We start from the raw sequence: 17,733 nt of genomic DNA, 5'->3' as shown, positions 1-17,733 counted from the left end.
TGTTTTCAATGCAAAAAGTTTATTATAAGCGAATAACAACATGGTTGGATTATCCTGACCATAACGAGATCTGTGAGGATTACATCACCTTTGGTTTAAATAGAAACAGGTGGTCGGAACTGTGCAGGTGCGCTCCACAGGCAGATATGAAAGAGCGGCAAAGGATCGTAGCGGAGGCTTTAAACGTAACAGTTAGCGAAGTAGAGCTGGTAAAAAAATAACGGTTATAGCGATCTTAACGACCCACCTGATGCGGTAGCGCGCTAATTACTGAAGATCAGCGTCGGGTCAAACTCAAGATTTTGCACGAGTTGGCCAAAGGCAATTTCCCTCTTTTTCAAAACGGATCGTTTTTCAGCAGGGTTATTCGGCATCCAATAACATATTTGAATTATGCCGCCCACGTTAGCGTCATAATATCGGATGATCTTGTAATAATAAGAGGGGACGGTAATGTTGAGCCGGCCATTTGAATAAACCTGTTTGCTCCCGAACGTGCCACACCATATCATTACGCTGTCTGTTACGGCTGCCGCTTTGTGGCCGGTCAGTTTTCTGCACAGGTCTTCTGTAGCCAATTCTGTTCCGATGTTCTGCCCCTGAAATTCCATAGCGGCGTTAAAAGTGTAGGTGTCTGAGAGTATGGCCGCATCCGCGGACCAGGCAAGCAGTATCCAGGGTTGGCAATGGCCTTTGGCGATCATTTCTGAGGAATTCGGTTTTCCGATCAAACGGTTTGCCTCCCTGTAAACCTTCGATTCATCGGGCTGTCCGTCCGCGGCATGCCATGCCGCATATATACCGGTCCGTGGCAGGTCAAGGCCTTCCTGCTCCAACCGGTGTGCTTTGGTATAGATGTAAAAAGTGAGTAGCGGCATGTGGTGCAGAGTATCTGCAATAGATTTGAAATAGGGATTAACCCATAATTTGCAGGAAGGGCAGAAGTCAGATTTTTGGGTAGGGTATTTTTTGTAAAGCGCTTTTACGTAAGCGGCGTCCGGTGCCTGGCCATAAAGGAAAATAGGCAGGAAGAAAAGGATAAGGGCGGCAACTTTTTTCATGATGACCTAACGAATGTAGGCAAAAATGCCGGATTAATAACGGGTTTCAGAACCATTACCGCTTTGGCCATATCCGGTTTTCCGGGGCATTAGAAAAGCCCTACACTTTGGAAAGGTGGGCCACCATCCATTGAGATGCCAGGAAATACCGGTAGGTCAATGCTTTGAACCATGCCGGGTGGAAAGCTTCCTGTTCCAGGTCGAATATATCCTCGGGTGGCTGCGCTGTAATGTCCGCTTTCAACACATCGCTCCAGCCGTCAAAAAATTCCCTTGCTTTCTCAAAGCTACCATCTTCGGCAAACAGGAAAAATCGTTCCTCGTCTGTTGGAAAGCCATAGTTTTCAGTGATCTCTTCAATAGATGATTTTATTGAATTGCATAATCCGAAAATCGTCGCTATTCAGGCTCATGTTGCTGAATATCTTGCTTAAGATTGTCTATTTTTTCAATTAGTTCATTTTCGAGTTCGTTACTATAGCCTTCAAATGTTGCGGCTACCATACCGTTCTTGTCTATGAGATAAAAACTTGGATATGCTGATATTTGAAAGCTTTTAGCCACTTTGCTACCATTTAACAATATAGAGTAGTTAATTTTATTTTTCTTGGCAAAAGCAATGACCGATGGTTTGGGATCTGAAGTATTAATAGTCACAATGCTGACATTGCTTCCTCTGTATTTTTCATGCAATTTATTTAATGTTGGTATAGAAAGCATGCAGGCAGCACAAGCATTAAATGAAAAATCAATCAGGGTAACTTTTCCTTTTAACTGTGAATTTGATACAATATTTCCCTGCAAGTCTGGCAACTCCCAATTGGGCGCCCTATTTCCTACTGTAATCATGGAAACCTTTTTTTCAGGCTGAAAGTCAGCCGGTATGCTTAACCCCATAATATTTTCAAAATGTCTAGCATTAAGATTGTAATTGGTATAACTGCTTTCATTAATCATTAATGCAATGTTATCGCTGGTCATATCCCCCTTACCAAACTTACCTTGCAAATATTGTTTAACATAGACAGGTAAATAGCTAGTCTTATTAAGGCATAAGTCATGTATTTCCCTACTTGAAGCCGAATCAATCATCACTATTTTTACATGAAAACATGATTCATGATTGATAATAGTATCCGGCATAAGTCTAATTTTTTCAGGCGATGTAGTTAACTTCGTTTGTATAAATTTTGCCCAATAAAACGGTGTTTTATAAGGTTCATCCCCCGGTTCTCCTTTTAGCTCATATGTCTTCCTATTTAAATCCAAATCAATTCTTGTTGAACCATTAAATATGTAATTATAACCCCTGCCTTCTTGCATATAGTAAAGTTCCGATTTGGTATTACCGATTGCATTGCTTACTGATGTCTTAACATTTAAAGTTATCCAATCGCCGCTGAAAGGACTTTTCTGACGGTCAATTTGTGAATAACTGATGTTTTGATATTGGTTGATCTTTTGAACGGCTTTTTTTAATATGCTAATTTGAGCTATTGTTTGAGTGCTTATAAACAAGCAAGTAATACAAAACGAAATGAATTTCTTTGTCATGTATCGAAGATAGTTATAATCTGCAAATCACGAATTTATCTGCAGATTATATTAACTATGTAAATTAGATGCTGTTTATTTTTAGAGGAAACCTTATCACAATGCGGGCAGGATGCCCGTAAGTGTTAATAGAACTTTAATTTGTAAATTTTATTTTACCGGCGAACCGAACTACGGGTTTTTGAGCGTTGGTAATCGCTGAACATCCGTTCATGAAAGCGTCTGGAAGCTTCCTTTTTTGAACGCCTGCTACAGCCCCAAAGAAACAGCGCCCATATGCCGAACGCCACACCAAACAGCGGGAACGGGTTTTTAGCGCCAAGCGCACCGAACAGGGCGAAGGTAGAAATGAAGCAGGTGGCTATAAAAAAGAATGTCGTTTTCATCGTATTTCAATACCTAAATATACTAATTGGTTTAGTATTTTCCAAGACAAAAAATCAATTTATTTCGTAAATATGGTTGTTCTTCCGCGCTTCCTGTACATGTTCGCGGATGGTGTCAATGATGTCAGACAGCGGGATGCCTACCAGTTGCAATACCGGGTTTTCAATATCCGTACTTTTTAGGGTAACATTCATCAGGCGCAGCATCTGCAGCGGCAAGGGGCGGGTAACCACATAATCTTTTATGCGGTACATTTCGAGGAAGTCTGTCCTTTTGAAGAAGATACCCCTGCTTGACCTGATCTCCGCGGGAGTGATCAGGTAGGAGCAGCTACGGATGAAAAGCAGCCGGTACCATGCGATGCCGAGGATCCCGAAACAAGGGAACAGGAAAAGTGGAGAGAAGGCCCAGGCCAATATCAGGAAAGAGATCGAAAGGATAACGAGCGGGAGTATTTTCAGGATAGCGAAACTCATCGCCGGCCGGAGCAGTATGTCATTGTCTGGAGTCATGTTGAAGTTGTTCTAAAAATGAATGATGGTGCGTTGGTTTACGGGTACGAATAGCGGTACGGAATCCGGCTGCTTTTTCAAAAGCGTTGAGGCTAAGCCTTTCCGGCGCGAAACGATATGCGGTATGATTTAAATAAAGCATTACCATCCCGTCCTGCCAGCACAAGCGGACCGCTTTGCCACGGATACCCGAGGCGACCGCGATATCGGCAAGCCTGCCGAGCAGGTCATTGCCGAATACAAGCGTTATTTTTCTTTTTTGACAGTAGGAGCTTATCCAGCCCAGCTGCCGCGCATGCGGCAGGTTCCCGATAGCGATAAAAGAAAGAACGGCGTTAGCCGGGTGCCGCCACTGGTTAAGTGCGAGATAGGCAATGGCTTCCATAGCGCTTGCGGTAATGATAAGTTCAGTTGCCGGATAATTACCGGCCATCCAAAGATCCGCTGTAACAGGCACAAGATGAAAACCCTCACCGAAGTATTCCTTATCGTTCGCGTATTCAAAACAAAGGTCTTCGGTATAAAAATAAGCTTGGAGTTCTTCTGAAACTCCAAGCTCGGTTAACAACGGATGCATTAGCGGACTGAGCGGCTTTTGCCTTGAAACTGAATATGCGCGTTATCGGAAACGGGTCGCTTGTTTTCAAGGTCTTCTTTCGCGCTGTGATAGCCGGGGCTTTGGAACTCTGCTTCTTTCGGATCTTGCTTTTCACCGAACGCGGCGTTCAATCCCTGGTAAAGCATATAAGATAAGCCACCGTCGATCAGGATAGAAGCAACAAGCGCCAGGCGGTTGGAGCGGATACCGTTCACATCGGTGCCGGAAAAGCTGAACTTCGTTTTATCTGCCAGTTCCACCTCCCTGCCTTTACGGTAATTCTCGGAATAAATGGAGGGGACCCTTTGGGGAGCGGGCCGTTTATGCTGTAGTCTTTTGACCAGCCCAAAAACCTTTAGGGCACGAACTTGGCTGCGCTTTTTGTCCGTTCGGTAAAAAACGTTTTGCGGTCGGGTAGAGGAAAGTATAGGGTAAATACATTGGGTTTACGTACCTGAAATTTGATCAGGAAGTCAAGTGCTTGCTGGCGGATGAGCGTGTGGATGAGTCTGAAGCATAGCGGATGTTTCATCGGGCATGTGCGCAGACATACAGCAGTAAAGCTCTTGCCCATCGCCCGGGATCTGGTGAAGTAATGAAGCAGCGTGATATGTATGAACCTGATCAGAGGGCGCTAACCCTAAAAATATAAATTTTAAATCCCAATAACTTGGGGAATGCAAGTACCATTCACCCGGATGAGAGCGATGATCGGAAATTGAACCGCAGCGTAATTCCGATTCGGCAGAAGTATTGGGCAGGCGGGAGAATAGTTCTTGCGGCGTTGCCTGATCTGGTGATGGCATGCAGCGTAGCGATAGCCTGAACCTGATAAGGGCAAAGGAACGGCCCTTGTTAATTTCACCTTCAATACCGTTTATGTGATATAATTTTCAATCAGGCTAACCATCCCGGGTAGATGTAAAAATTAGTATGCTATTCATTAAATGGCGTTGGACGATCAAAGGTTTCTTTAAAGCTGTAAGTCTCTTGCTTTAAGCATTAATAATTATTGTTATATCCCTAATTAAAAAGCTTAAAACGACATATCATTACTGTATAATTATCTTGGATATCGTATTATCTTGATAATTAATACATTAAAAATCGGCATGATTTATATAAACTATTGTGTGCTGGGCATTTCATCTTAAATAGTACTAAAAGAGGCACTAGCAATTTTAAAAAAATTATTTAATACGTATGGAACCTAAAATCGGAATTACCCCGGAAAACCTAACCGCGATCGCCCATATCTTAAATGTCATGCTTGCTGATGAATTTGTGCTCTTCACAAAAACGAAAAATGCACACTGGAATGTGGAAGGGGCAAATTTTCACAGCTTACATAATTTTTTTGAAGCTCAGTTTAAATCGCTTGATGAGATCGTTGATAGCGTAGCCGAGCGGATCAGGTCTTTAGGCCATTACGCACCGGCAACCTTAACAAGCTTTATTGCCCTTACGCATTTGTCTGAAAGGCTGCATGAAAAGAATGACGGGCCGGGTTTTATAAAAGAATTATTAGCCGATCATGAAAGCCTGGTATTGCAATACCGCGAGCATGTAAATTATATTACCCTGGAACTGAAAGATGCAGGCACCGGTGACTTTATAACAGGGCTGATAGAATTACACGAGAAAATGACCTGGATGTTGAGGGTGCATCTAAGTGATTAGCACATTTAGGGCGACGATACAGCCCTTTATCAAACTGTTTAGTTGATCAGGAGCGGACAATAAATCTTACTTAAGAGACGAAATAAAATAAAAATGAAAGGCTTTTTACCAATTAGTTTCCATAGCGTATTGGATTACGTGCTGGCTACGATAACTGCTGCATCTCCCTGGCTATTTGGGTTTAGCGCAACCGGAGGAGCATCGCTTTTTATCCCTCTATTTATCGGCTGTATGCAATGGAACATGATCATTTTTACCAATTATAAATTTGGTATTTGGCAGGTGTTCCCGCTACAGCTTCACCTGATATTCGATTTTATATGCGGCTTCCTGATTTTCAGCGCGGCGTTTATTTACCATTACGAGGGCTTGGTATTTTGGTCACAGGTATGCTTGGGGATAGTAAATATGGTGTTCGGCATCTTTACAGCCAAAACACCTTTTTTAAACAACAAGGTTGACGTTTTCGATTCAAGAGGTATGTAATTCAAATAATCTAAATACAGATGTAATGGAAGAGTTTAAACTGATGGTGACGGGGGATAGGTATTTTAACGACTACATCTTATTGGAAAAATGTGTCAACATATTGTTAGCCGATTTGAAAAAAGCCAGAGAGATTATCATTGTGTCCGGTTTAAGTGAGGGGGCTAACCTGCTTGGGGAGCAGTACGCTGCAGCTCACGGCTATGAAGTTGACGAATATGGAGACAGCGGCCAAATTACGCCTCTTTTAAGGCCGGAATTATACCTGAAGATGGCGTGGATCGCAGACGCCTGCATTTGCTTTTGGGATGGAAAATGTGAGGTTACAAAACAGATCATAGAACAGGTTAATGCCCTGCCGCCAATCTTAATTATCATCAAGTATGTTGCTGGTGAAGAAGGGCCGGTTATAAAGGATTACTGGCAACGATTTGACCTGCAAATAAAAGCAGCGGGATAGCTTATATGCCGAATGAGCAATATGATCAATGTACAGGAAAAATGCTCAATAAATGTAAATTGAAATTAGAGTGAGCCACTATATAATGGGTGAATAGATGTTAATATCATGCAAAATATTTATGGTAACCGCATAAACCTTATGAATTTGTAGTAGAAGCTGTTACGCCGTCAACAAAGATCAATAAGGACGATACTTTACCCTTTTGTATCGTAAAGATATCCAGCCCGCATATCTTACCTGGCTCATCTGAGGGGCCAAATTGCCATGATAGTACAGCGGTATTGTGATGATTTTCAATAGGTTTTGCAATGCTGAATTGAAATCCCGGGCTGTTTGAGAGTAATTTTCCTATAAAATTACTGACCTCTTCGTAGCCATTCAATATTTCTCCGGGGTCGGTCACCTGTATATCTTCATGATAAATTTCTTTTGCCAGTCTTATGCGTTTGTTACCATCAGTTTCTCCCCAAAGCTGCAAATGCTTTTCTACCAGGTTAGTAATTGATGTCAATTCAAAATATTGCATTGTGGTTGTTATGTGAGTTATTTACCTATTGCAAAATTAATAATATTGGTTCAGGCTGTCCTTATTAAAATCCTTAATTTCATCAAACCTGCCTTTTCTTATTTTTGAGATCCACTGCGGGTCCTGCAACAATGCCCTGCCTACGGCAACGAGATCAAATTCGCCGCGATCAAATCGACGCATCAACTCATCAAAACCTGTTTTTTGCGCGCCCTCACCATAGAAAAGAGACTGTAAGAATTCACCTGACAGTCCAACAGCCCCTACGGTTATACTTGGTTGCCCTGTAATTTTTTTTGCCCAGCCAGCAAAGCTAAGGTCGGAGCCATCAAATTCAGGTTGCCAGAACCTGCGTTGTGAGCAATCAAAAATATCAGCACCCGCCTCTGCTAAAGGTAAAAGCCAATCTTCCATTTCATTTGGCGTATTTGCCAATTTCACGTCGTAATCCTGGAGCTTCCACTGGGATAGTCGGATGAGGATAACAAATTCATTACCAACTTTTTTACGGATAGCCCTTACTACCTCTGCTGCAAACGCTGTCCTTTCCTTCAAAGTTTTACCGCCAAAAGAATCTCGCCGGTGATTGGTATGTTGCCAAAAAAACTGGTCGATCAGATACCCATGACCGGCGTGGATTTCGACACAATCAAATCCGAGGTTCTTAGCGCTCATTGCCGCATCCGCAAATGCATCGATTGTCGCGTAAATCTCCCCCCTGGTCATCATGTCCGGGCCTTCAAAATGCATAGGAGGCATCCATCCAGATGGATCCGGTTTTGCTATACCAACGTGCCATAACTGTGGCCCCATGACGCCCTGGTGATGATGCACCAAATGGATAACCTTTTCCCAGCCTTTAATACCGTCACCATAAAAGTTAGGTATGTTTTTATAATGTTTTGAAGCCGGCCTGTTAATAGCAGTGCTTTCAGAGAGGATCATACCCGCATCTGCTGCCCGCCTCGCATAATAATTGGCCATGTCCTCTGAAGGCTGGCCGTCAGGGGAGTGTTTTCTGGTCATCGGCGGCATTATGATCCTGTTTTTTAAAGTAAGGTTTTTATAAGTAAAGGGGCTGAACAATGGTTGCGTGATCATACTATTCAATCAATTAATTTTTGCAAGTGTTTTAGACTTTTCCGTCCATCTTTCAAATGGGGTGCCATGTATTAAGTAACTGTAATACAATGAGTAATGAGAATTTCAAATAGTTATTTCTAGCGTTATTTCACTATGGTCATCTGAATTGGTGATATATCGTAAAGCGGTAATAATTACCAAATCACCATGTCGCGTGTGAACTGTATATTTGTTACTATGGAAATGAAAAACAATGCCGGGCAGCTGTTATTAGGGATCGCAAGACCGGATTTAGAATCGATCTGCAGGCCTACACAATTTCCTGTTTATACACTTTATTACCTTCATGCCGGTCACGGTAATTTTCATGCTGATTTTGGCGTATTTGAATTTACAGCACCGGTGTTGCTGTTTTCTACCCCGATGCAACTAGTACGCATTGACGAATGTCAAAATTTAACCGTAACACGACTGCAATTTCACAGTGACTTTTATTGTATCGAGTACCATCGTCAGGAAGTGGCTTGCAATGGATTATTGTTTAATAATATTTATATAGATCCGGTAGTTCAGTTATCAGATAAAGAGAGCGTAATTTTCGAAATGTTCCTGGATAATATGCGGGATGAATTCAGTCAGGAAAAGCCATCTGAGACCGTATTACAAGCCTATTTACAACTGTTTTTGGCCAAATCAAGCAGTATCAAGTTGTCCTCAATGGCAGAGGTTTCTACTAAAGTGGAAATGGATGAGATGATGGAGAAATTCAGGGCATTATTGGATAAAAACTTTCTTAATTTACATAAGCCTTCAGAGTACGCCTCACTGCTGGCTATGACCCCGGATAATTTAAACAAGCGCAGTACACGGTACTTTAAAAAAACGCCTTCACAATTGATTCAGGAACGGTTGGTATTAGAAGCAAAAAAGCAATTACACCTTACAAGGCAAAGTATTAAAGAAATAGCTTATAATCTGCGTTTCCAGGACGAGTTTTACTTTAGCCGCTTTTTCAAAAAAATAACTAAAGTATCCCCACAGGCATTTCGTGAATATACGGGCATTTCAATAGTAGCTGATCTGGCCGACCCTGACTTTAAGGATTTGTCCAAGCTTTAACCGATTTTGTCCATGTTGTGCGGCATTCTTTAATCGTAAATTTGAATTGTTAAGAAAGAGGTAAACATGAATTACAGTGAAATAGCTTTTTCAGATGCAGCTAAAGATTTGCAGGAAAAATACGGGAGCCGTAATGCCTACGAACAACGGGAGAAACTCCATGTGGTTGACGGGTTTACGGAGAATGAGACTTTATTTATTTCCGATCAAGACCATTTTTACATGGCAAGTACGGGGTTAAACGGATATCCTTATATTCAGCATCGCGGCGGACCAAAGGGATTTATAAAAGTGCTGGATAACCATAGGATCGCATTCATAGACTTTTCTGGAAATAAACAATACATCTCTGCCGGAAACATCGAAACCAATCCAAAGGTAGCCCTCATTATGATCTCTTATCCGCATAAAGCAAGATTGAAGCTGTACGCCAATGCACGGATTATTCAGCAGTCTGAAGATCCAATCTTGTTCGCTCAGGTTGATTTTTCCGGTTATAAACATCGTACGGAGCGCATGATAGTTTTGGATATAGAAGCATACGACTGGAATTGTCCTCAACATATTACCCCAAGATATACAGCCGAAGAAATTGAACTTGCCTTTGCTTCACAGCGCCAGTACATAGCTGACCTCGAACAAAACAACAAACAGCTTAAAGCTGAATTGCTAAATTTAAAAGAAAATTAAAATGTTAACGATATATCATCACCAGGACGACAAAGATGTCCGTGCCTGGAAGGATCGTTTAGATCAACTATTCGTTAAATACGAATTTATTGAACAAGAAAATAACGAAATACCTAAATTACAGGATAGCGATAAACAAGTTAACGGTAAAGAAGCTATTGACACTTATCTGGACGGCTTGGAGCAATTTGTAAAAGGTTGGTACGAGGACCGGTGTGACAAGTATGACTTTGAACCTGAACGTTAACGGTGTTGGCTTATTTGCACAAAAGTTGGCAATAGTTAATATAAATTACTATTTGCTTTTTTTTATGGTAATATTCCTGATTCGGCTGAGTGTTTCAGGTGTCATGCCCAGGTAAGAAGCAATCATTTGTTGTGGTAAACGATTAGCCAATTGCGTGTTTGAATTTAGAAAGTCAATATATTTCTCTTCTGCTGTAAAACTAATTGCCGAATGGATCCGGTTTTGAGAGGCAATTAAAGCTTTTTCAAGTGTAGCATTAATCAATTTTCCAAATGCTGGAATTCCTCCGCAAAGATTTTCGAAATCTCCCTTAGTAAATAAAATAACTTCACTTTCTTCAACTGCATCAATATAAAATCTGGATGGTGATTGAGATAAATAACTTTCTCTATCGCCGGCCCACCAATTCTCTATTGCAAAATAAATGATTTGATCCTGGCCTTTAAAATCTACGCGATATGTGCGAAGACAGCCACTTTCTACAAAGCCCACGAAATTGCAGATATCTCCTTCCTGGAGCAAATATTGACCTTTTCTAAGTTTTCTCGGCTTAACATTGCTCAGAATCAGTTCAATTTCAGTCTGGGAGAGCCTGGTTCTGTCAATTAGGTATTTCTGAAACGTTTCAAACACGCCTCAAATTTAACTATTTTAACAAGGGAGTGCAATGTGAGAATCATTTAGTTGCTTTCACATTGCACTATTGAAAGAATATTTAAATTACTTATTTCTTTGTCCATTGCCCAAACATCGCATATGCGGATGGTTCGCGATCAACATTCATTTCTATTAACGTTTTTTCAAACGCTACTGCATATGGGCTTTTCATTTGTACTGTTAAAAAGTGCTGCACATTATCGTTCCATATTTCGTATACAAGAAACTCACCCGGCTTTCCTATGGCCTCATGAAGATTAGCACTAACAAAGTTTTTTTCGTGACTGATCGTATCAAAAAGATTGGTAAGAACGGTTTTAAACTTTGCAGCATTTTCCGGAGAAACTTTGAATTTTATGCTTAATACCAATTGGTCACCGTGTGATGTTGTATCGGTTTGATTTGTTTTTGCCATTACGTTTAGTTGTAAAATGAGCGATGCGATCAGCGTTAATGCAGCGCAGCGCAGTTTGTTATTTATTTTAATTTTATTAATCATTTGTAAATTTTACGGAATGCAAATGTAAATCAGATATCACCTTAAGCACTTGATATATGATAAGAAAGTAATTGATTTAAATCAATTGGCTGCAGCTTATATTTTATAAACATTGCATACAGATTTATCTGCATTTCGCAAATTTCGGCCTTTATGTTTAAGGCCTGGTACCAGGAGGGCCGATTATACTATCGCCGCTTTCTTCTGAAGCCCTGATAAACAGATCCAGATCGTTGTTTAAATCGCCCGGTATTCCGGGCGATTTTCCTTCTACTCCTGTGAGTTCTATTAACCGGGCAAAGCCACTTGGCGAAGCAATAGTTAAGCCTTTGCTAACAATATTTCCAGTGTTAGCTACAGCATGTGGCGTTCCCTGGGGTATGTAGAAATTATCTCCGCTTTTTAAAACGGTCGCATTTCCTGCAGTGTAAACTGTAAATTCGCCATCAATTACATATAGTGATTCAGCGTACTTATGGTGTACATGCAAAGGAGTCTCAGTACCAGGTTGAAAAGAGCCTAGTATCAAATCATATGCGCCACCGGTTTGACTTTCGTCATTTAGAATTTCTAATTCTGTCCCGAATAACCAAAGTGTTTTTTTCATGGTAGATTTTAAATTAGGATTGAGTTTTTTGATTTCATTTACGGGTCACATTCCGGCAACTATAAAAATTCATCGTTTTACACGCTGATCAAAAAAGGCGATGTTTTTTAGCCGTCGGTAAAGTCGATTAAATTATGGTTGACATTAATGATCATTTATATACTTCTATCTTGTCCCGAGGAGAACTTCAGCGGCAAATTCAGCTATCATTATTGTCGGGGCGTTTGTGTTAGACGTGGTAATTTGGGGCATGACTGATGCATCAGCTATGCTGAGCTTTTGGACACCAATAACTTTCAATCTATTGTTTACAACAGCATCAGGGCCTTTTCCCATAGCGCATGTTCCCACAGGATGAAAATATGTAGAACAGCCATTTCTTATAAATTCAGCTAAATGACCTTCTTTAAGCCTTCTGTCAGGCGCAACCCAGGATTTTATAATCTTATTTAGGTCAGGTTCCTGAGTCAGGTCCATACATAATTCGACTGCCTTTACCATTGCTTGGAAGTCTGCGGGGTCTTTGAGGAGATTTGGTTCAATTTCCAAAGGGGCATCAGGCAATGAACTGGTTAATTTCATATAACCTTTGCTTTTAATATCAATCAAGGTTACAAATACACTGAAAGCATTATCCGGAACCTCATACTTGGCGGCCAATTCCTGGGTTAGGATCGGATACTGAATAGGAATCAACATCAGATCTGGTTTTATTAAATCCGGCGAACTTTTCCAGTAATAGTTAATCCCACCCAGGTTATAGGTCAGATCAGCTAACGGTTGGTTCAATTGAAATGTAAGTGAGATTAAAGGGTGATCCTGAAGATTTTTTCCCACACCTGGTAAATTTACCTTGAGATCTATACCTAAATTTTTCAGTTCCACTGCATCACCAACTCCTGAGAGCATTAGAATTCTGGGCGTTTCAAAAGTTCCGGCTGACAATACAACTTCCGTTTTTGCAGCCACCGTAACTTCTTTATCATCTTTCCGATAAATTAACCCTGTGCAAACACCGTTATCAATATTCAATTTAAGAACTTTTGCATCCGTTAAAATGTTGAGGTTGGGTTTATCAATGATTGGTTTCAAATAACCTTCAAAGGGACTGCTCCTTCGTCCGTGACCGATGTTCATACTCATTAATCCAACCCCTTCAGGTGCGGGTATATTAGAATCCTCCATATAAGGCATGCCATAAGAAATTCCTGCCTTAACGGCTGCTGCGTCAATTACATGAAGTTTTTCCGGGCGCTCCACACGGATCGGGCCATCCTTACCATGAATGCTGTTTTCCCCATTATCCCAATCCTCGATTTTTCTAAAAAGAGGCAATATGGACTCATAATCCCAACCTGTATTTCCGGCTTCGGCCCAACTGTCATAATCGTTTTGATTACCTCTCGCCCAAACCATTGCATTTATACTTCCTGATCCGCCTAAGACTTTACCTCTCGGCGCATAAATCTCCCTGTTATTTAATATTGGATTGGGTTGGTACCTGTAAAGGTAATCTTGCGGCGAGCCTATATTCTCCAACCAGCGTAAAGGCCTTTGGATCCGATCCAGGCCATTATCGTCCGCACCTGCTTCAATCAGTAAAACAGTGATGTTTTCGCAATCAGAAAGTCTTCTGGCAAGTACGCAGCCCGCGGATCCACCCCCAACAATGATATAATCATATATAAAAGTGTTTGTATCATTTTTTAAATTGGTGCTAACTGAATTTTCAATTTTGTTGGTCATAACACGATTTTTAAGAAGTTAAGTTTTAGCGATATAAATGAAGGAGTATCGATCACGCCGATACTAATCCTTCAGGAAATTTGTGCCATAAAGTAACCTGTTGACTGTTTGGTGATTATAAAAAATGATGTCCTTTTGAGGAGTGGATATATAGCTGATTAGTATAAGATTATTGAAATATCCTTAAACGATGTACCTAATCTTAAAAGTAAGGTTCTACAATTTGTGTTACTCATCAAAGTGTATCTGTGATTGAGCATTTATAAACTTTCAAATCTTCAGGCATTTAGTCTTGACGGCGGAATACCAAACTGGCTTTTGAAAGTGCGGGAGAAATGGGAAATATCTTCAAAACCCACCATCATATATACATCGGAAGGTGTTTGCCCTTGTTGACTGATCAAATGATAAGCTTCCTTAAGCCGCCTCGCAAGCAGCCACCGGCCCGGTGACACACCGAAAACTTGCTGAAAATCACGTTTAAAGGAAGAAATACTTCTCCCGGTCATATATGCAAAACGCTGCATGTTTAAATTGAACCGGAAATTTTGTTCCATATAATCGGCAATATTAATTTTCGCAGGCTCGTTAAAGTCAAAAAGAATATCCTTTAGCTCCGGTTGTAATTTTAACAGCGTCAAAAGCGCTTCTTTTATTTTCAACTTAACTATCGAATTACTAAAATCTGCGTTAGGCTGCAAGAATGGTGTAAGAGAATTAAAATAATCCAGATAATGAGAGTTGTGTTTAAGTAACAATACCGGTTCAGGGACATAGTGCGGGTGTGCCTTATAATTATATTCCAGAGCAAACTCCCTAAGTAATGCCTGGTCGAACGCTACAGACACCGAACGGTACTCGCCATAGGCAGGTACCTGTTTTGTGAATTTCGCCAATTTGTTCCTGATACTTAATCTGAATTCGCCTTCATTAAATGCTTTTTTCAGCTTGCCATCATTAATTATTAAAGAGCCTGATAGTTGATAAGTAAATAGGAATTCGTCAATAAAATTTTCACCGCTGGAATTGCTGGTGGCATAGGTTGATGACATAATTCTGTTTCGCTGATCTGTCAATTGCATAGGATGGTATTTAACATTCAATTGGCCGTCGAATTATAAACTAAAGTAAGATTTTTATTTGCCTCAGTTCCATAAAGTTTTTCACTTAAAAAAGGCTGCCCACCAAAGTGATGCAGCCTCTTATCAAAACAACAAACCAATATTATACAGCGATAACTTTAGGTTCTACATATTCAGCCAAACCGTATGCGCCGGAAGTCCTTCCTATACCGGATTGTTTAAATCCGCCGAAAGGCGCTTTGTTTTCTTTATTGACAGCCGTATTGATCAATACTCTGCCTGATATGATTTGAGTTGCAACTTTGCGAGCTTTGTCAATATCACAGGAGCTTACATATGCTGATAATCCATAAATAGTGTCATTGGCAATTTCAATTGCTTCTTCCTCCGTTTTATAGGTAATAACCGCCAGAACAGGGCCGAAGATCTCTTCCTGTGCAATCGTCATTTTTGTATTGACGTTAATGAAAACCGTTGGTTTTGCATAGAACCCTTCCAATCCATCAGGATGACCAAGTCCGCCTGTTAATAATTCAGCGCCTTCTTCAATACCGGATTTGATATATCGTTGAACAGTTTCATACTGCTTTTGGCTTACCATCGGACCGATGTAAGTTTCCTGGCTGTTTAAATCGCCAATTTTTAAAGCCTCAGTATGTTTTTTAAGCAGTGGTTTTATTTCCTCGATCCTGCTTTCCGGAACGATCAAACGCGTACCTGCATGGCAGGCCTGGCCGCTATTGCTGAAGGCAATGGCAATGGCCAGGGGAATTGCTTTCTCCAGATCAGCATCTTCCAGCAATACATTTGGCGATTTGCCTCCAAGTTCCAAGACTACTCTTTTAAGCGTTTCTGTTGCGCTACGCTCAATTAACTTGCCAACATTAGTAGAGCCGGTAAATGTCACCACAGCCACGTCTTTATGCCTTGTGAGGGCTGATCCTACAATCGTCCCCGTACCGTTAACTATATTTATTACGCCTGCGGGTACATTTGCAGCATCAAAGCATTCTGTTAATATCTGGGTTTGAAGCGCACTTAATTCACTTGGTTTAATCACCATTGTACAGCCTGTTGCGATTGCCGGTGCCAGTTTACTGCATATATGAGTATAATCTGCATTCCAGGGAGTAATTGCCGCTATTATACCTAAGGGCTCATTAACAATGATCGCATGTTCGAGCTTTGTCTCGAATTCAAAACTCTCCATAGCTTCTTTTGCATCTAAAAATATCTGTGCCGAATATCGGGTACGCCCTTTTGTCGCTGTGATTGGCGAACCATATTCTTCAATTGCAGTGGCGTTTAAATCATCTTCGCGTGCAATCATGGCTTCGTAAAGCCTAACAAGAATATCACCTCGTTCTTTTAAAGATGTCTTAGAAAAAGTTTTAAATGCCGCTTTAGCAGCTTTAACCGCTTCGTCAACATCCGTTTCATCACCTAAATAAACGTCGCCAATACGATCTCCAGTTGACGGATTAAATATTGGGAGAATTTCCTTTCCGTGTGGAGTTGTAAAAGCCCCGTTGATATAAATCTTATTTATTGTTTTCATATTTATTTACAATTTAAAATTGCCGGCATTTTTTATGGCCTGTACAAAAGTACTGTGAATATGAACACGGAATTTGTCTGAGAAGCCCAATGTTTGTTGTCTGACAAGTCCATTTAAATCATCGCTCGGATTTTAAAAAAAAATATCCAGTATATAGATGATTGCTTAGAAATGAGACCTGTTTAATGTAATATATTTATGTAGGCAATTTTTTATGATCGTTAGCAGAGCACACATGATGTTACTTTGCATATTATAAAAAACGTATCCATATACAGAACTGCCAACGTTTCCCTAATGATAGATACTACAAGTAAATATCCGGCTCACCTATTAAAGATCATTATTTTGGTAATAATTGATCTCTCATCAAATGGACATATTCTTCATCTGATCTTTGCTTTTTAATATTTAAAAACGTTTTCATTTCGTCGCCAACCAAATAACGGAAGTTATCAGTTCCATCTGTAACGGCATGATATACAAACAAGCCAGCTTCTTCAGGAGTAGTTAATTTATCCTTATATTCCTCGAATAGTTTATCCATTCCTGTGTGGTTTGCAATCAGTTCGTATTCCCGGGGAACCGGGATTGATGAGGTATCTGCATTTTTAAAAAAACCTGTATCCGCGCCACCGGGTTCAATTAGTTTCACAATAATATTTATGGACGCAAGTTCATAGGACAGGGATTCTGTAAATCCCTCTATCGCAAATTTAGTAGCGTGATAGGGAGACATAAGCGGAAACGTAATTATTCCACCCTGGGAACCAATATTTACAATCATACCACCTCCCTGTGTTCGAAAGTAGGGGAGAATTTCTCTGATAACGTCCATGTACCCGAAAACATTTACGGCAAATTGATGCCGTATTTGTTCGCTTGTAATTGATTCAAAAACACCGACAAGCCCGTGTGCGGCGTTGTTAATCAGAACATCAATTTTTCCAAATCTATCAATGCCTTCCTTTATAGAATCTCTAATAGAATCAAGGTCCTGCACATCAAGACGGGTGATGAGCACATTACTTATCGTTGTTAGTTCTGTTTCCTTTTCAGGCGATCGCATTGTAGCAATAACATTCCAGCCCCTCTTCGCAAATACTTTTGCAATTGCTTTACCGTAACCTGACGATGTACCTGTTATTAATACCGTTTTGTTTTCCATCATTATTGGG

24 protein-coding genes are annotated in these 17,733 nt (G+C 40.6%); 7 read left to right on the top strand and 17 right to left on the bottom strand.

Translation table 11 applies throughout. The features are described from left to right. The first annotated feature begins 8 nt into the window (after positions 1-8). A complete protein-coding gene (locus tag NPE20_RS03780; protein ID WP_256537268.1) occupies positions 9-221 on the top strand; it encodes a hypothetical protein in 213 nt (70 codons plus the stop codon). A 42-nt stretch (positions 222-263) separates the two neighbouring features. Here NPE20_RS03780 and NPE20_RS03775 read toward each other — a convergent pair whose 3' ends face one another. From NPE20_RS03775 to NPE20_RS03740, 8 genes are all read right to left on the bottom strand, one after another. After that, a complete protein-coding gene (locus tag NPE20_RS03775) occupies positions 264-1,061 on the bottom strand; it encodes a DNA/RNA non-specific endonuclease (protein ID WP_256537267.1) in 798 nt (265 codons plus the stop codon). Positions 1,062-1,161: 100 nt separating this feature from the next. After that, positions 1,162-1,305 carry a hypothetical protein gene (locus NPE20_RS03770; RefSeq protein ID WP_256537266.1) on the bottom strand — a complete coding sequence of 48 codons (144 nt, stop codon included), beginning with the start codon at positions 1,303-1,305 and terminating at the stop codon, positions 1,162-1,164. A gap of 155 nt (positions 1,306-1,460) precedes the next feature. Then, positions 1,461-2,615 (bottom strand): TlpA family protein disulfide reductase, encoded by a 1,155-nt coding sequence (locus NPE20_RS03765; RefSeq protein ID WP_256537265.1) that lies wholly within the window; start codon positions 2,613-2,615, stop codon positions 1,461-1,463. Between the two features lie 155 nt (positions 2,616-2,770). Next, positions 2,771-3,001, bottom strand: coding sequence for a hypothetical protein (locus NPE20_RS03760; protein ID WP_256537264.1), 231 nt, complete (start codon positions 2,999-3,001; stop codon positions 2,771-2,773). 54 nt (positions 3,002-3,055) lie between these two features. After that, positions 3,056-3,514 carry a PH domain-containing protein gene (locus NPE20_RS03755; protein ID WP_256537263.1) on the bottom strand — a complete coding sequence of 153 codons (459 nt, stop codon included), beginning with the start codon at positions 3,512-3,514 and terminating at the stop codon, positions 3,056-3,058. Next, entirely contained in the window at positions 3,498-4,091 is a 594-nt protein-coding gene (locus tag NPE20_RS03750; RefSeq protein ID WP_256537262.1) for a hypothetical protein, read from the bottom strand. Before NPE20_RS03750 ends, NPE20_RS03755 begins: the two co-directional genes overlap by 17 nt. After that, positions 4,091-4,372 (bottom strand): hypothetical protein, encoded by a 282-nt coding sequence (locus NPE20_RS03745; protein ID WP_256537261.1) that lies wholly within the window; start codon positions 4,370-4,372, stop codon positions 4,091-4,093. The genes NPE20_RS03750 and NPE20_RS03745 overlap by 1 nt, the downstream gene beginning before the upstream one ends. A gap of 95 nt (positions 4,373-4,467) precedes the next feature. Next, positions 4,468-4,644 (bottom strand): hypothetical protein, encoded by a 177-nt coding sequence (locus NPE20_RS03740; protein ID WP_256537260.1) that lies wholly within the window; start codon positions 4,642-4,644, stop codon positions 4,468-4,470. A gap of 671 nt (positions 4,645-5,315) precedes the next feature. On the opposite strand from NPE20_RS03740, the gene NPE20_RS03735 reads away from it, so the two are divergent. From NPE20_RS03735 to NPE20_RS03725, 3 genes are all read left to right on the top strand, one after another. Beyond that, positions 5,316-5,792 carry a Dps family protein gene (locus tag NPE20_RS03735; protein ID WP_256537259.1) on the top strand — a complete coding sequence of 159 codons (477 nt, stop codon included), beginning with the start codon at positions 5,316-5,318 and terminating at the stop codon, positions 5,790-5,792. A 93-nt stretch (positions 5,793-5,885) separates the two neighbouring features. Further along, positions 5,886-6,278 carry an SPW repeat domain-containing protein gene (locus NPE20_RS03730; protein ID WP_256537258.1) on the top strand — a complete coding sequence of 131 codons (393 nt, stop codon included), beginning with the start codon at positions 5,886-5,888 and terminating at the stop codon, positions 6,276-6,278. Between the two features lie 25 nt (positions 6,279-6,303). Then, positions 6,304-6,738, top strand: a complete 435-nt coding sequence (locus tag NPE20_RS03725; RefSeq protein WP_256537257.1) for a DUF2493 domain-containing protein — start codon at positions 6,304-6,306, stop codon at positions 6,736-6,738. Positions 6,739-6,877: 139 nt separating this feature from the next. On the opposite strand, the gene NPE20_RS03720 is transcribed toward NPE20_RS03725, so the two are convergent. Then, positions 6,878-7,267 carry a nuclear transport factor 2 family protein gene (locus NPE20_RS03720; RefSeq protein ID WP_256537256.1) on the bottom strand — a complete coding sequence of 130 codons (390 nt, stop codon included), beginning with the start codon at positions 7,265-7,267 and terminating at the stop codon, positions 6,878-6,880. A 36-nt stretch (positions 7,268-7,303) separates the two neighbouring features. Next, positions 7,304-8,368, bottom strand: coding sequence for an NADH:flavin oxidoreductase (locus NPE20_RS03715; protein ID WP_256537255.1), 1,065 nt, complete (start codon positions 8,366-8,368; stop codon positions 7,304-7,306). 219 nt (positions 8,369-8,587) lie between these two features. Here NPE20_RS03715 and NPE20_RS03710 point away from each other — a divergent pair, with 219 nt between their 5' ends. The 3 genes from NPE20_RS03710 (at position 8,588) to NPE20_RS03700 (ending at position 10,406) form a co-directional block, all read left to right on the top strand. Continuing rightward, complete coding sequence (locus NPE20_RS03710; protein ID WP_256537254.1) at positions 8,588-9,469, top strand: helix-turn-helix domain-containing protein; 882 nt, start codon at positions 8,588-8,590, stop codon at positions 9,467-9,469. A 66-nt stretch (positions 9,470-9,535) separates the two neighbouring features. Continuing rightward, positions 9,536-10,159, top strand: a complete 624-nt coding sequence (locus NPE20_RS03705; protein WP_256537253.1) for a pyridoxamine 5'-phosphate oxidase family protein — start codon at positions 9,536-9,538, stop codon at positions 10,157-10,159. A 1-nt stretch (position 10,160) separates the two neighbouring features. Then, complete coding sequence (locus tag NPE20_RS03700) at positions 10,161-10,406, top strand: hypothetical protein (RefSeq protein ID WP_256537252.1); 246 nt, start codon at positions 10,161-10,163, stop codon at positions 10,404-10,406. A 48-nt stretch (positions 10,407-10,454) separates the two neighbouring features. Here NPE20_RS03700 and NPE20_RS03695 read toward each other — a convergent pair whose 3' ends face one another. The 7 genes from NPE20_RS03695 to NPE20_RS03665 all read right to left on the bottom strand — a co-directional run bounded on the left by NPE20_RS03695 (position 10,455) and on the right by NPE20_RS03665 (position 17,726). Then, positions 10,455-11,039 (bottom strand): Crp/Fnr family transcriptional regulator, encoded by a 585-nt coding sequence (locus tag NPE20_RS03695; RefSeq protein ID WP_256537251.1) that lies wholly within the window; start codon positions 11,037-11,039, stop codon positions 10,455-10,457. 91 nt (positions 11,040-11,130) lie between these two features. After that, the gene (locus NPE20_RS03690; protein WP_256537250.1) at positions 11,131-11,562 is read right to left on the bottom strand and encodes a putative quinol monooxygenase; all 432 of its coding nucleotides are present in this window, start codon (positions 11,560-11,562) and stop codon (positions 11,131-11,133) included. Positions 11,563-11,719: 157 nt separating this feature from the next. Beyond that, positions 11,720-12,169, bottom strand: coding sequence for a cupin domain-containing protein (locus NPE20_RS03685; protein ID WP_256537249.1), 450 nt, complete (start codon positions 12,167-12,169; stop codon positions 11,720-11,722). 165 nt (positions 12,170-12,334) lie between these two features. Beyond that, positions 12,335-13,915 carry a GMC family oxidoreductase gene (locus tag NPE20_RS03680; RefSeq protein WP_256537248.1) on the bottom strand — a complete coding sequence of 527 codons (1,581 nt, stop codon included), beginning with the start codon at positions 13,913-13,915 and terminating at the stop codon, positions 12,335-12,337. Positions 13,916-14,193: 278 nt separating this feature from the next. Continuing rightward, positions 14,194-14,997, bottom strand: a complete 804-nt coding sequence (locus tag NPE20_RS03675; RefSeq protein WP_256537247.1) for a helix-turn-helix domain-containing protein — start codon at positions 14,995-14,997, stop codon at positions 14,194-14,196. Positions 14,998-15,139: 142 nt separating this feature from the next. After that, the gene (locus tag NPE20_RS03670) at positions 15,140-16,555 is read right to left on the bottom strand and encodes an aldehyde dehydrogenase family protein (protein WP_256537246.1); all 1,416 of its coding nucleotides are present in this window, start codon (positions 16,553-16,555) and stop codon (positions 15,140-15,142) included. A gap of 343 nt (positions 16,556-16,898) precedes the next feature. Further along, complete coding sequence (locus tag NPE20_RS03665) at positions 16,899-17,726, bottom strand: SDR family oxidoreductase (protein ID WP_256537245.1); 828 nt, start codon at positions 17,724-17,726, stop codon at positions 16,899-16,901. Between the last annotated feature and the right edge of the window lie 7 nt (positions 17,727-17,733).

Source organism: Mucilaginibacter aquariorum, from assembly GCF_024498135.1.
GTDB classification, from domain to species: domain Bacteria; phylum Bacteroidota; class Bacteroidia; order Sphingobacteriales; family Sphingobacteriaceae; genus Mucilaginibacter; species Mucilaginibacter aquariorum.
This window is presented reverse-complemented; position numbering and strand designations above follow the sequence as displayed.